At 38.6% G+C, this 13,863-nt stretch carries 11 protein-coding genes; 3 read left to right on the top strand and 8 right to left on the bottom strand.

The genetic code is table 11. From position 1 onward, the window contains the following. Positions 1 to 10: 10 nt before the first annotated feature. From CEF14_RS18525 to CEF14_RS18515, 3 genes are all read right to left on the bottom strand, one after another. Complete coding sequence (locus CEF14_RS18525) at positions 11 to 1,795, bottom strand: acyl-CoA dehydrogenase family protein (RefSeq protein WP_102694187.1); 1,785 nt, start codon at positions 1,793 to 1,795, stop codon at positions 11 to 13. Between the two features lie 114 nt (positions 1,796 to 1,909). Beyond that, on the bottom strand, positions 1,910 to 3,082 hold the full coding sequence (locus CEF14_RS18520; RefSeq protein ID WP_102694186.1) for an acetyl-CoA C-acetyltransferase: 1,173 nt from the start codon (positions 3,080 to 3,082) through the stop codon (positions 1,910 to 1,912). Between the two features lie 29 nt (positions 3,083 to 3,111). Further along, on the bottom strand, positions 3,112 to 5,499 hold the full coding sequence (locus CEF14_RS18515) for a 3-hydroxyacyl-CoA dehydrogenase/enoyl-CoA hydratase family protein (protein WP_102694185.1): 2,388 nt from the start codon (positions 5,497 to 5,499) through the stop codon (positions 3,112 to 3,114). Positions 5,500 to 5,764: 265 nt separating this feature from the next. Here CEF14_RS18515 and CEF14_RS18510 point away from each other — a divergent pair, with 265 nt between their 5' ends. From CEF14_RS18510 to CEF14_RS18500, 3 genes are all read left to right on the top strand, one after another. Next, complete coding sequence (locus CEF14_RS18510) at positions 5,765 to 6,082, top strand: thioredoxin family protein (protein ID WP_102694184.1); 318 nt, start codon at positions 5,765 to 5,767, stop codon at positions 6,080 to 6,082. Between the two features lie 7 nt (positions 6,083 to 6,089). Then, positions 6,090 to 6,374 (top strand): BAR domain-containing protein, encoded by a 285-nt coding sequence (locus CEF14_RS18505; RefSeq protein WP_170061545.1) that lies wholly within the window; start codon positions 6,090 to 6,092, stop codon positions 6,372 to 6,374. Between the two features lie 184 nt (positions 6,375 to 6,558). Then, entirely contained in the window at positions 6,559 to 7,068 is a 510-nt protein-coding gene (locus CEF14_RS18500; protein WP_102694182.1) for a C39 family peptidase, read from the top strand. Here CEF14_RS18500 and CEF14_RS18495 read toward each other — a convergent pair whose 3' ends face one another. From CEF14_RS18495 to hutU, 5 genes are all read right to left on the bottom strand, one after another. Next, positions 7,069 to 7,989, bottom strand: a complete 921-nt coding sequence (locus CEF14_RS18495) for a 5'-3' exonuclease (RefSeq protein ID WP_102694181.1) — start codon at positions 7,987 to 7,989, stop codon at positions 7,069 to 7,071. A gap of 350 nt (positions 7,990 to 8,339) precedes the next feature. Beyond that, positions 8,340 to 9,818 carry a histidine ammonia-lyase gene (hutH, locus tag CEF14_RS18490; protein ID WP_102694180.1) on the bottom strand — a complete coding sequence of 493 codons (1,479 nt, stop codon included), beginning with the start codon at positions 9,816 to 9,818 and terminating at the stop codon, positions 8,340 to 8,342. Between the two features lie 6 nt (positions 9,819 to 9,824). Then, a complete protein-coding gene (locus tag CEF14_RS18485) occupies positions 9,825 to 10,802 on the bottom strand; it encodes an agmatinase family protein (protein WP_170061544.1) in 978 nt (325 codons plus the stop codon). Next, positions 10,795 to 12,057 (bottom strand): imidazolonepropionase, encoded by a 1,263-nt coding sequence (gene hutI, locus CEF14_RS18480; protein WP_102694179.1) that lies wholly within the window; start codon positions 12,055 to 12,057, stop codon positions 10,795 to 10,797. The genes CEF14_RS18485 and hutI overlap by 8 nt, the downstream gene beginning before the upstream one ends. Continuing rightward, positions 12,054 to 13,727, bottom strand: a complete 1,674-nt coding sequence (gene hutU, locus CEF14_RS18475) for a urocanate hydratase (RefSeq protein ID WP_102694178.1) — start codon at positions 13,725 to 13,727, stop codon at positions 12,054 to 12,056. The genes hutI and hutU overlap by 4 nt, the downstream gene beginning before the upstream one ends. Positions 13,728 to 13,863 lie beyond the last annotated feature (136 nt).

Raw genomic sequence — 13,863 nt, 5'->3', positions numbered from 1 at the left:
TACATTCTTGTTAAACAGTATATTTTTCCACCGCAATTAGTTTAACCGAAGCTTGGCGTTTTTTCGTAATCAAGTTATATGGTGTGAAACGAGTAAGTTTACGCAAAGCTGAAAGCAACATACGTGCTTCGTCCCCTTCTGCAGAGGCAATAATGATTTCTTTTGCTTCTTTTTCAATCTCATCGAATGCTTCTTGACTGAAGATTTCTGTATAAAGAACTTTTTGTGTAGCTTTCTCTACGCCATCACGTGTGATGGCTTTTTCTGTACGAAGAACTACTGATTCCATTGCAAATAATTGGTTTGCAATATTAGCGATATTAACCAATATTTCTTGTTCCACCTCTAATTTTGAACCAAAACGTTGCACTGCAGTACCAGCTGCAAGTAATGCAATTTTCTTTGCCATTTTCACTAAATACTTTTCTTGTGCTAATGGCTCATCACTAATTTCTTCTGGCATCATAGACAACAGTTCTGATTGAAGACTTTGTGCTTGTTGTAGAAGTGGTAGTTCCCCCTTCATCGCTTTTTTCACAAAAGTACCTGGAACGATCAGACGGTTGATTTCGTTTGTTCCTTCGAAAATACGATTAATACGAGAATCACGATAAATACGTTCAACTTCGTATTCTTGCATATAGCCATAACCACCATGTAATTGTACCGCTTCATCTGCGATATAATCTAACGTTTCAGAACCGAATACTTTGTTAATAGAGCATTCAATTGCATATTCTGCGATAGACGCAGCAATTGCTTTACCATCTTTCTTTTCTTCTTCAGATAATTGGCTCATGCGATCTTCGAAATATCCAACTGTACGATAAATTAAAGATTCTGAAGCATATAATTTAGAAGCCATTGTAGCTAGCTTTTCTTTTGTTAGATTGAATGATGAAATAGGTGTATTAAATTGTTGACGCCCGTTTGTATAGGTAATTGCTAATTCAAGTGCACGTTTTGAAGCACCAATTGAACCTACTCCTAATTTGTAACGACCAATATTAAGAATATTAAAGGCAATCACATGTCCACGACCTACTTCACCTAATAAGTTTTCAACAGGTACAGGAACATCTTCTAAAATCAGTGTACGAGTAGAAGATGATTTTATTCCCATTTTCTTTTCTTCCGCACCAGTAGATACACCTTGGAATGCACGTTCTACGATAAACGCTGAAAATTTATCACCATCAATTTTTGCATACACTACAAAGACATCAGCGAATCCTGAGTTCGTAATCCATTGCTTTTCACCATTTAGAATATAATGCGTACCTTCTGCATTAAGTTTTGCAGTTGTTTTGGCACCTAAAGCGTCAGATCCTGATCCTGGTTCTGTTAATGCATATGCTGCAATTAACTCACCAGAAGCTAATTTAGGAAGGTATTTTTGTTTTTGATCTTCGTTACCAAATAATACGATTGGAAGTGAACCAATTCCCACATGTGCTCCATGAGTAATTGAGAAGCCGCCAGCAACAGCCATTCTTTCAGCAATTAAAGCAGAAGAAATTTTATCTAAACCAAGACCTTCATATTCTTCCGGTACATCAGCTGCTAATAATCCAAGTTCACCAGCTTTTTTTAATAAACGAACAGAGTTTTCAAATTCATGGTTTTCTAATTTATCTACAACTGGTAGCACTTCATTTTGAACATAATCTTCAGTTGTTTTAGCAATCATTTTTTGTTCATCCGTAAAATCTTCTGGTGTAAATACCCGTCCAGCATCAATATCTTCTGTTAAAAAACTACCGCCTTTAATAAGGTTTAGTGTATTTTTTGTCATATTAAATTCTCCCCTTTGTTTGAATGATGAATTTTATTCCACATCGTGCCCTAAGATTCCCACCTCGTAAAATGAGGAAACATCAGTAGAAAATACTATAATTGAAGGATGACTTTATAGAATTTCAAATACGCCAGCTGCACCCATACCGCCACCGATACACATTGTGACTACGCCATATTTTTTACCTTGACGTTTTAACTCATGGATTAGCTTTAATGTTAAGATTGTACCAGTTGCACCTAGCGGATGTCCTAATGCAATTGCACCACCATTGACATTTACTTTTTCTAGATCAATCCCTAATTCACGTACGACTTGGATAGATTGAGAAGCAAACGCTTCGTTAATTTCCCATAAATCAATATCATCAATCGATAAACCCGCGATTTTAAGTGCTTTCGGTACGGCTACTATTGGACCAATCCCCATTACTTCAGGTGGTACGCCCCCTACTGTAAAGCCTAGGAATTTTGCCATTGGTTTAAGGCCTTGTTTTTCTGCTTCTTCACGGTCCATAACTAGCACAGCACCAGCACCGTCTGAAGTTTGTGACGCGTTCCCTGCTGTTACGCTGCCTGTTACGGAGAATGCAGGACGCAATTTCCCAAGTGTTTCTGTTGAAGTACCTACACGAACCCCTTCATCCATTGCGAAGGTAAATTTTTTCACCTGTGGTTTATTATTTTCATCCACATAATGTCTTTCTACTTCTACAGGAACAATTTCATCAACAAACTTTCCTTCTGCAATTGCTTTTGCTGCACGTTCATGTGAGCGAACGGCAAATGCATCTTGATCCTCTCGACTTACTTCATATTTCTTAGCAACCTCTTCAGCTGTATGCCCCATACTCATATAATATTGTGGTGCTTCTTCAGCCAGCTTCACGTTTGGACGAATGACATTTCCCATCATAGGTACCATACTCATAGATTCGATACCGCCTGCAAGAATGGCTGTTGAATGACCAAGCATCACTCGTTCTGCAGCGTAAGCTATTGCTTGTAAACCAGATGAGCAGAAACGATTCACTGTAATAGCAGGCGTAGTGTCTGGTAGACCAGCCAGTGCACCAATATTACGTGCAACGTTCATGCCTTGTTCTGCTTCAGGCATAGCACAACCTAAGATTAAATCATCTATTGGACCTTCATATCCTGATCTTTTTAATGTTTCTTTAACGACTAAAGCACCCAAATCATCAGGTCTAACCGTCGCTAATGATCCTTTCTTCGCTTTTCCAATCGGTGTTCTTGCACCAGCTACGATAACGGCTTCACGCATATGATTTCCCCCTTTGTCGCTACATACTGTTAGTTACGTAGCGGTTTTCCTTTCATGAGCATATGTTGCATTCTCTCTTGCGATTTCGGATGCCCAACAAGGCTAATGAATGCTTCTCTTTCAAGATTTAGTAGGTATTGTTCATCCACTAATGTGCCGTATGGGACATTCCCTCCTGCGATAACATAAGCCAACTTCTTCGCAATAAATAGATCATGTTCGCTTATAAAGCCTGATTGCAATAAGTTTTGCGCCGCTAACAATAACGTTGCATAACCCGTTTCGCCTACAACCGGTACTTTTTCTCGTAAAGGTGGTTTATATCCTGCCGCAGCTAATGCCAACACTGCTTGTTTTGCATCATATAGTTGATGATCCGAGTTGACACTTACACCATCTGCGAAGTCTAAGAAATTATTTTCTCTTGCTTCTTCTCCAGATGCTGAAACTTTTGCCATCGCAATGGATTCAAAAACTTTGTTTGCAACAGCTTGAAGATCAATTTCTACACCTTTTGGTAGCCCTTTTAAATGTTTCATATAAAGTTCCTTGTTACCGCCACCACCAGGTATTAAGCCAACACCAACTTCTACTAATCCCATATAAGTTTCCATTGTTGCTTGAATATGTGCAGATGGTAAACAAACCTCAGCTCCACCTCCAAGAGTCATCGCAAATGGTGCCGTTACAATAGGTTTATCTGCATACTTAATCCGTAAAGTACCTTGTTGGAATGTTTTTACAATATAATCTAATTCAGCTAAATTATCATCCTGTGCTTCCATTAAAATCATGGCTAGATTCGCACCAACTGAGAAGTTCTTGCCTTGGTTACCAATAACCATTCCTTTATAATCCGAATTACTCAACAAATCTAAAGCATAGTTTAAAATTTGCATGATATCTAAACCAAGTGCATTTGATTTTGAATGGAATTCTAATAACAGTACTTGATCACCAAAATCTATTAAACTAGCACTAGCATTACTTTTTAGTACGCCCTGTTTTTTCTTATATCGTTTTAAGTCAATTGCTTTTTCGTTGAATGGTACTTGTTTGTAATCGTTACCATCAAAATAAGCCAATTCGCCATCGACTTCAGAATAGAAACTTGAATATCCTTTATCCAGTAATGCCTTTGTAAATGCTGGGATTTCATATCCTTCTACTTGCATTTTTTCGATAGATTCTTTTACACCGATAGCATCCCAGATTTCAAATGGTCCTTGTGCCCAGCCAAAGCCCCATTTCATCGCATTGTCAATTGCGACAATATCATCTGCAATTTCACCAAGTAATTGTGCAGAATACAAAAGGGTAGGTGCGAATATACTCCATAGTAGTTCGCCAGTGCGGTCTTTTGCATAAGTTAGTGTTTTTACTTTAGCAGCAAGACCTTTTTGTTGTTTGGCCATTTCAATAGACGGCGTTTTCAGCTTTTTCACTGGTTCATATTCGAATGTATCTACATTCAATTCGAATATTTCTTTTCCCTTTTTCACAAAGAATCCTTGACCAGACTTTGCACCTAACCATCCATTATCGACCATTTTTTGGAGATATTCAGGAACTTCAAATACTTTTTGTTCCTCACCAGTTGTATTGTCATACACGTTTTTAGCTACGTGTACAAAAGTATCTAATCCAACTACATCAAGTGTGCGAAGTGTTGCAGATTTCGGTCTACCGATTAGTGGGCCTGTTACAGAGTCTACTTCTCCAACTGAATAACCTTTCTCTTTCATCACTTGTAATGTGATGAGCAAACCGTATGTCCCGATACGATTACCTACAAAATTCGGTGTATCCTTTGCAAGTACTACCCCTTTACCTAAGCGGTTTTCTCCGAATTGTTGCATGAATTCGACCACTTCAGGCAGTGTATCTTGCGCAGGAATTACTTCTAATAATTTTAAATAACGTGGCGGGTTAAAGAAGTGCGTTCCTAAGAAATGCTTTCTGAAATCCTCTGAACGTCCATCAGCCATCGCGTTAATACTGATACCTGAAGTATTTGAACTTATAATTGTTCCAGGTGTGCGCACGGCATCAATTTTTTCGTATAAACTTTTCTTAATGGCTAAGTTTTCAACAACCACTTCAATAATCCAATCAACATCTTTTAATTTGTCTAGATCATCATCTAAATTACCAACAGTTATTAAATTTAGGCTTTTTTTCGTTGTTAATGGAGCAGGTTTTTGTTTCAATAGTTTTTGCACTGCTCCGGCAGCAAAGCGATTTCGTACACTTGAATCTTCGAGCGTTAATCCCTTTGCTTCCTCTTCTTTTAAAAGCTCTTTTGGAACGATATCTAACAGTAATGTTGGAATTCCGATGTTCGCTAAATGCGCCGCAATGCCAGATCCCATCACCCCTGAGCCAAGTACAGCTGCTTTTCTAATATGATAAGCCATGAGCAAATCCTCCCTTTCCCCTTTTGAATGAATGCTCATTCATTTTAAAGTTAAAAAAAATAAAACTTCCTTATCTGGAATTTATTTTAGACTATTTGCCAAAATTCTGCAATGAAAAACTCTAAATTTTATAAGAAAATGTACAAAATAACTATATTAATAGATGAAAATGCTGGAACACCACATATCATCATTTCTTTGCAAACAATTTACTAGCGCCCAAACCTATAGAACGTGTAGACTAAGTGGATAGGAGGGATTTACAATGAAACCAATATTATCTGAAGAACAATTCAACGAAGTAATTTCATCTTCACAACCTGTAATCGTTAAATTCTTTGCTGGATGGTGCCCTGACTGTTCACGTATGAATATGTTCATCGATCCTATTATCGAAGAATATAACCAATATACTTGGTACGAAATCAATCGTGATGATTTCCCAGAGCTATCTGACAAATATCAAGTAATGGGTATTCCAAGCCTTTTAATCTTCAAAGGCGGAGAAAAACTTGCTCACCTACACAGTGCAAATGCAAAATCTCCTCAAGATGTAACAACTTTCTTGGATGCACAAAAATAATTTTTTCTTGTGGCCTACCTTTTCGGTAGGTCTTTTATTTTATTCAGCTATTCATGGATTAGTGCTTTCTATTCTTGGAATAATGAATGCTATCCGCGAAATTGGCTCTGTTTTCCACGAAATCGGTTCTGCCTTCCGCGAAATCGGTTCTGCCTTCCGCGAAATTGGCTCTGTTTTCCGCGAAATTGATTCTGCCTTCCACGAAATCGATTCTGCCTTCCACGAAATCGATTCTGCCTTCCGCGAAATTGGCTCTGTTTTCCGCGAAAAAACAAATTGTATCCACATCTGATACAACTTAGTTCCTCTTCAAGTTAATTTCATGTAGATTTAGTAATAGTGACCGTATGATTTGTGCCACAAAATGAATTAGTTTAGATATGTATTGTATTCATTGGCAATGATTGCATTTTGGTGAGTATTTTATTCTCTAAACAGTTAAAAGTTATTCCATATCAAAAAATCGGAGGAAAATAATGCGAATCCAACTGCCCGTAGAAGGTCAATCACAGTACGCAACATCCGTTAATAGAAAATACCAAAACTCCGCCTGTGGTCCCACAACTGCATATGTTTTGCTCCAATACTTACAACCTGAAAAACGACAAAAGAGCATCAATCAGCTCTATCAATTGCTTGGTTGCACAAGAATCGGACTGTTTTCATATCGAATGGTGCGCAATATGAAAAAGATTCTTGGACCCTCTTTTGAAGTTCGCAATTGTAGTCTAAATGATGCTCTCAAAGAAATTGAGGCTGGTCGCCCTGCTATTATGAAATTTGATCGATACTTTTCTCTTCATTTTTTCTTTAAAGGGGATTTTAACTATCACTGGGTTCCACTAATTGGTTTTGAAAAAACGGATGATGATATCCTCTTAATTATTCATGACAATGGTGGTCGCAATCGCGATAGCCAAATTCGAGAAATTTCCTATCAAAAAAATTGTAAAATAGTAAGCTTTATCAGAATTGCACCGAAATGATTATAACAATGAACGTGCATGACGAGAAATAAGTGAGTATCCTTCCATTGTAAGCTTTTCCAGTTTAGCTTGATCCCAAATTGGTAGCACACAATCGTCTATTGTTGCATCGATCGGTACTTCTGTATTGATTCTAGCTAATTGTAAAGAAAGCTTTAACATTTCTTCATTATCTTGAATTTTAGTACGTTGACCAGGTTTTAACTCTTCTAATGCTTCTAACACACCATCTACTGAGCCGTATGTTTGGATGAGCTTCAATGCAGTTTTTGGTCCAATCCCTTTGACACCTGGATAACCATCACTTGTATCTCCCATGAAAGCTTTCACATCTGCAAATAACGGAGGTTCAATTTCGTACTCTTCTTTGAACCGTTGATCTGTGTATACATTATATTCGGTATATCCTTTTTTCGTTAGAGCAATCGTTGTAGACGGATTAAGTAACTGTAGTAAATCTTTATCCCCACTGACAACAGTAATCTTCGCATCCTCTTTCCATTTATGAATTAAAGAACCGATGGTATCATCTGCTTCCATCCCAACTGTTCCAAAATTTCTCCAACCAATCATTTCTGAAACTTCTCTAGCCATATCAAATTGTGGTTTTAGCTCATCCGGTGGTGCTGGACGATTAGCTTTATAACCATCAAATAGCTCATTACGGAATGTATGCTCCCCCATATCCCAACAAACCGCTAAGTGTGTTGGTTGCATAAGAGCTTGTGCACTTAAAACATGTCTAGCAAATCCTTGTACCCCATTTGTAGGCGTACCATCTGCTTTTCTAAAAAATTGATGCATAGGCGCTGTGGCAAAAAACGAACGAAAAAGAAGTGCCATACCATCAACGAGTAATATATGCGGTTGACTTTCCAAAATAAAACGCTCCAATCCTAAACTATTATTAGTTAGGTTCATATTATACCAAAAATAGTTTAGGAGAGGGTTACTACTCTACTTATTATTTATGGATGAAGTGGAATTAGCTCCGCTTTCCGTGGGCGAACTGACGAGCCTCCTCGCTGCGCTCCGGGGTCTCATCTAGCTCGTTTTCCCACAGGACATTGAATGACCTTCACTGAATGAACATCGCACGAAGAAAATGCGAATGCATTTTCGAGGACTCTCCGCTAATTTCACTTCAACTAGATAGTTACACAAGATTTTTATCATAAAAATTAAGCTAATTTTACTTTCTCGGTAACATCTATTTAAGATTGCTAGAGTTTCATAATCATTAGTCCTTACGAAGAAGGACTAAATATCTATTATGGACATAAATAATCTGCTAAGCGTTCAATATCTTGGCTAAACATTCGATCTTTTTTTATACTTGGCACAACATTTCGAACATCCTGCCATTTGCCACCTAGCTTTGGTGCCATATAATCAACACCTCTATATTCAATTGCCTGTGCAGCACATATCGCTTCTATCGCTAATACCTTTCGGCAATTCTTAATAATTTGATAGGCATGTCTAGCACCGATTGTTCCCATACTTACATGGTCTTCTTGATTTGCTGAAGATGGAATGGAATCTACTGAAGCTGGGTGTGCCAATGTCTTATTTTCAGATACAAGGCTTGCTGCTGCATATTGCAAAATCATTGCACCTGATTGCAAGCCGGGCTCTGAACTCAAAAATGGAGGAAGTCCATCATTTAAATGTGGATTTACCAACCTTTCAATTCTTCTTTCTGAAACATTTGCTAATTCTGCCATACCAATTTTCAAGAAATCCATCGCAAATGCAATCGGCTGACCATGAAAATTACCGCCTGAAATAACGGTCTTTCCATCGTCAAAAATTAATGGATTATCTGTTGCCGCATTCATTTCAATCTCTAGTTTTTCTTTCACATAATTTAATACTTGCCAGCTAGCACCATGAATTTGCGGAATACATCGAAGAGAATACGCATCTTGTACCCGAAGTTCTCCTTGTTCCGTTGTTAACTCACTATCTTTTAACCATTCACGCATTCGAGTTGCTACGTCAATCTGTTCTTTGTAACCTCTTGCTTCATGAACCGCAGGATGGAATGCATCTGTTATACCACGTAATGCTTCAATTGTCATGGCAGCAATCCATTCACTATCACATGCAAGTTTTTCTGCTTCGCTATAAGCAACTACTCCTTGTGCTGTCATAGCTTGCGTTCCATTTATAAGTGCCAAACCTTCTTTGGCCTCTAATTCAATCGGCTGTAATTGATGTTCTCGCCAAACTTCTGTTGATGCGGCTGATTTCCCGTCCTGCCATACAAAACCTTCTCCAACAAGTACTAATGCCAAATGTGAAAGGGGTGCAAGATCCCCTGATGCCCCCAGGGATCCTTGCTGTGGAATAACAGGATGAATTCGATGATTCACCATATAAGCCAAACGCTCAAGTACCTCTAATCGAATACCTGAAAACCCTTTCAATAATGCATTTAAACGTAACACAACCATTGCTCTTGAGATGATTTCACTAAAAGGTTCACCCACTCCGCATGCATGTGATCGAATTAAATGTAGTTGTAATAATCTTGTATCTTCACCAGCAATTTTGACATCGCTAAATTTGCCAAAACCTGTATTAATTCCATAAACCGTCTTTTTATGTTTAACAATCTGTTCTACTGCAAGTCTGCTTTGCTCAACGGCAGCACGAGCTGATTCAGCAATCTCAACTTTTTCATCTTCATATAATATAGCTTTCATATCTGCAATCGTTAATTGTTTGCCATCCAATTGAATCATTGGTGTCTATCTCCCTTCAAGTCTTGCCTTTTGAATGCCCGTTAACCATGTTAAAAATGCATAAACGCCTGTTTTGACTGTTGCTTGAGAAACCGTATCCCTCATAGGATCTAAACAAACAAAATCTATATGAGAAACCGATGAATGTTGTCCTATCTCTAATAAAGCAGCAAATAATTCTTCTGGTTGCATGCCTCCTGGTGTAGAAGCAGGAACACCATGTGCACTTGCAATATCTAATACATCCATATCCACGGTGACATAGATACGATCGACATGCTGCGCTAAATAAGCTAAAGCTTCGCTTATTATTTGTTTAATCCCTTTTTCTCTCACCCGCTTAAGGGGGATCATTTGAATTTGATGTTGTTTTGCATAACGTATAAGATCAACAGAATTAAAAAATCCATGTAGACCAATATTTGTAATATGCCGACCTTCTACAATTTCTTCGTCAATTAGTTGACGGATTGGTGTACCATTTGCTGGCCCAATTTCAGCAGGATCTCTTACATCTAAGTGTGTATCAAATTGAAGGATGCCAATTTTCTCATTTGGAATTGCTTCATTTACACCACGGACTGTACATGCCGTAATCGAATGGTCGCCACCTATTGTACAAATAATGGATTTTTTAAATGCTTGGGTTACATAATTCATGGTTTCTTCAATGCGTCTATGGTTTAGTGGAATATCTGTCACATGCATGTGGACATCTCCTAAATCCAATACACGTAAGGATGTCAAATCTATCTCTTCATCTAAATTGTAAGTGGTGAAACCTTTCCAAGCTTTCCGGAATGCTTCAGGATATTGACTAGCACCTGAAACACTTATAGATGAACGTGATAGTGGTGCTCCAAATAGGACTACATCAGGAATCTGACTATCCATTTCCTGGGCAATCCACTGATGTACAAATTGTTTTTCTATTTGTTTAGCATTCCAGCTCCATTCAGGTTTTTGTAAAAAATGTTTAACCAATGACTTTCACACCTTTTTTCCAGACTTTTTGAACATGATTGACGCCAAAAAGATATTGGAGCTTCTGATAGTTTTCCACATTCCATAACACAATATCCGCTTGTTTTCCGATTTCAATAGAACCAATTCGATCTTCCATTTGAATAGCACAAGCCGCATTAAAAGTTGCTGCACAAAGACTTTCTGCTGGCGTTAATCTCATCGAAATACACGCTAAATTCATGACAAGTGGCATCGAGGTTGTTGGGGAAGATCCTGGATTACAGTCAGTTGAGATTGCTACTGGAACTCCTTGATCAATCATTTGACGACCTTTTGCTGCCTCTTCTCGCAAATACAAAGCTGTTGCAGGAAGCAAACAAGCAACAACTCCAGCTTCCGCCATTTTCGCAATGCCTTCATCAGATGCTTTCAATAAATGTTCTGCCGAAATAGCACCTACTTTTGCAGCAAGTTCTGCACCACCATATGGTTTAATCTCATCTGCATGAATTTTAGGCATTAGCCCTAATTTTTTCCCTGCTAGCAAAATTTGCTCAGCTTGATCTGGTGTAAAGACATCTACTTCACAAAAAACATCGTTAAATTTAGCTATTTTTTGCTCCGCAACTTCGGGCAATACTTCTTTGATCAAATATTCAACATACGCTTCTTCTTTCCCCTTATATTCCTGCGGTACAGCATGTGCTCCCATAAAAGTTGGTACAAGATCAATGGCATGATGGTGTTGTAAGAATTGCATAACACGTAATTGCTTTAGTTCATTTTCTAGATCCAAACCATATCCACTTTTGCCTTCTACTGTCGTAACGCCATGTGCCAAAAAGGAATCGAGACGTTTGGCAGTTTGTTCGATAAGTTCTGCTTCTGTTGCTTCTCTCGTCATTCTTGTTGTGGCATGAATCCCTCCACCCGCATTCATGATATCCATATAACTTGCACCTTCTAAACGCATTTCAAATTCGCGTTCCCGACTACCGCCAAATGCTACATGAGTATGTGGATCCACTAGACCAGGGGTTACAAGGTGACCTGATGCATTTACTACATCTGCTTCACTTATTCTTGTTTGATAGAATTTTTGAAGTTCTTCTGTTGTCCCTACTGCTCTAATCTCACCGTCTTCTAGCCAAATGCTCCCATCCTCAATGATTCCTAATTCAGACATTGCCTCTTTTGAACGTGGTCCCACATGATGTGGAATGTGCATAGTAACAAGTTGAGATGCGTGTTGAATCCAAACAGGTTTTGTCATTTCGATTCATCCTTTTTCATCATTGGTATTTGAATGTCTTTTTCTTTCGCTGTTTTTTCAGCTAATTCATATCCAGCATCAACATGTCGTACAATCCCCATCCCTGGATCAGTTGTTAAAACACGTTCAATTCTCTCGCCTGCCTCTTTTGTTCCATCTGCCACAATCACCATCCCCGCATGAAGTGAATAGCCCATACCGACACCACCACCATGATGAACAGACACCCATGTCGCACCGCCAACTGCATTGATGAGGGCATTTAAAATTGGCCAATCCGCTACCACATCTGAGCCATCTTGCATCGCTTCTGTTTCACGATTTGGTGAAGCGACTGAACCAGAGTCAAGATGATCGCGACCGATTACAATCGGTGCAGAGATTTCTCCAGAAGCGACCATATCATTAATAATCTTCCCGAAGTGTGCACGCTCTCCATAGCCTAGCCAACAGATACGAGAAGGTAGACCTTGAAATTCGATTTTTTCGCGTGCCATTCGAATCCAGTTACATAAATGTTCATTGTCTTTAAATTCTTGTAAAATGACTTCATCTAGTTTAAAGATATCTTGTGGGTCTCCTGATAATGCTACCCAACGGAACGGACCCTTTCCTTCACAAAATTGAGGTCGAATATACGCTGGTACAAATCCTGGAAAATCAAAAGCTCTATCCAATCCTTCATCCGCAGCTACTTGGCGAATATTGTTACCATAGTCAAATGTAATGGCACCTCTGTCCATCATTGTAACCATCGCTTCAACATGTACTTTCATCGATGCTTTTGATTTTGTTACATAATTATTTGGATTTCCTTCACGTAACTTACTTGCTTCCTCAAGTTCGTATCCTACTGGTACATAGCCATTAAGTGGATCATGTGCAGATGTTTGATCTGTTAGTACATCTGGTATAAATTCTTGAGAAATCATAGTAGGCAAAATCTCTGCTGCATTTCCTAGTAAACCAATTGAAAGTGCTTTCCCATCAGCCTTTGCCTTCTCAGCTGTTTCAATAGCTTCATCAAGGGAATACACTTTAACATCTAAATAACGTGTTGCTAATCGTCGATCGATACGTGTTTCATCCACTTCAATTGCAATACAAACACCACCATTCATCGTTACAGCAAGAGGTTGAGCGCCTCCCATGCCACCTAACCCAGCTGTTACCGTAATGGTATTTTGCAATGTACCATTAAAATGTTGCTTGGCAAGTTCTGCAAACGTTTCATATGTTCCTTGTACAATGCCTTGGGAACCTATATAAATCCAACTACCTGCTGTCATTTGTCCATACATCATCAGCCCTTTTTGATCAAGCTCATGGAAAGTGCCCCAGTTTGCATATGCTGGAACAATATTTGAATTGGCAATTAATACCCTTGGTGCATCTAAATGCGACTTAAAGATTGCCACTGGTTTTCCTGATTGCACGAGTAATGTTTCGTCATTTTCCAATTCTTTCAGTGATTGAACAATCGCATCAAATGCATCCCAGTTGCGTGCTGCTTTACCGATTCCCCCATAAACAACAAGCTCATCTGGATGCTCAGCAACTTCCTTATCCAAATTATTCATCAGCATTCTTAACGCTGCTTCTTGAAGCCACCCCTTCGTATGAAGCTCGCTACCACGATAGCGAATTACTTTTTCATCTGCCTTTCCCATATCAAAACCCCCTATGCATTATTGCCCTTATCATTACATATTTCTATGTAGATTTTAAGCATTTTTGTACAAAAAGGAAAAATTTATCATATGCTAATAGACTGATATTTTAGTGCGTTAAAACAGAAAAATCCTG

Origin of the sequence: Rummeliibacillus pycnus (genome assembly GCF_002884495.1) — a bacterium.
Lineage (GTDB): Bacteria > Bacillota > Bacilli > Bacillales_A > Planococcaceae > Rummeliibacillus > Rummeliibacillus pycnus.
The sequence above is the reverse complement of the archived record's forward strand: the minus strand, read 5'-3'. Positions and strand labels throughout refer to the sequence as shown.

What these genes read in the sequence shown, in the direction of transcription:
- CEF14_RS18525 (WP_102694187.1), bottom strand. Translation starts at nt 1,795, where the DNA reads ATGACAAAAAATACACTAAACCTTATTAAAGGCGGTAGTTTTTTAACA.
- CEF14_RS18495 (WP_102694181.1), bottom strand. Translation starts at nt 7,989, where the DNA reads ATGAACCTAACTAATAATAGTTTAGGATTGGAGCGTTTTATTTTGGAA.
- CEF14_RS18510 (WP_102694184.1), top strand. Translation starts at nt 5,765, where the DNA reads ATGAAACCAATATTATCTGAAGAACAATTCAACGAAGTAATTTCATCT.
- hutI (WP_102694179.1), bottom strand. Translation starts at nt 12,057, where the DNA reads ATGACAAAACCTGTTTGGATTCAACACGCATCTCAACTTGTTACTATG.
- CEF14_RS18515 (WP_102694185.1), bottom strand. Translation starts at nt 5,499, where the DNA reads ATGGCTTATCATATTAGAAAAGCAGCTGTACTTGGCTCAGGGGTGATG.
- CEF14_RS18500 (WP_102694182.1), top strand. Translation starts at nt 6,559, where the DNA reads ATGCGAATCCAACTGCCCGTAGAAGGTCAATCACAGTACGCAACATCC.
- hutU (WP_102694178.1), bottom strand. Translation starts at nt 13,727, where the DNA reads ATGGGAAAGGCAGATGAAAAAGTAATTCGCTATCGTGGTAGCGAGCTT.
- CEF14_RS18520 (WP_102694186.1), bottom strand. Translation starts at nt 3,082, where the DNA reads ATGCGTGAAGCCGTTATCGTAGCTGGTGCAAGAACACCGATTGGAAAA.
- hutH (WP_102694180.1), bottom strand. Translation starts at nt 9,818, where the DNA reads ATGATTCAATTGGATGGCAAACAATTAACGATTGCAGATATGAAAGCT.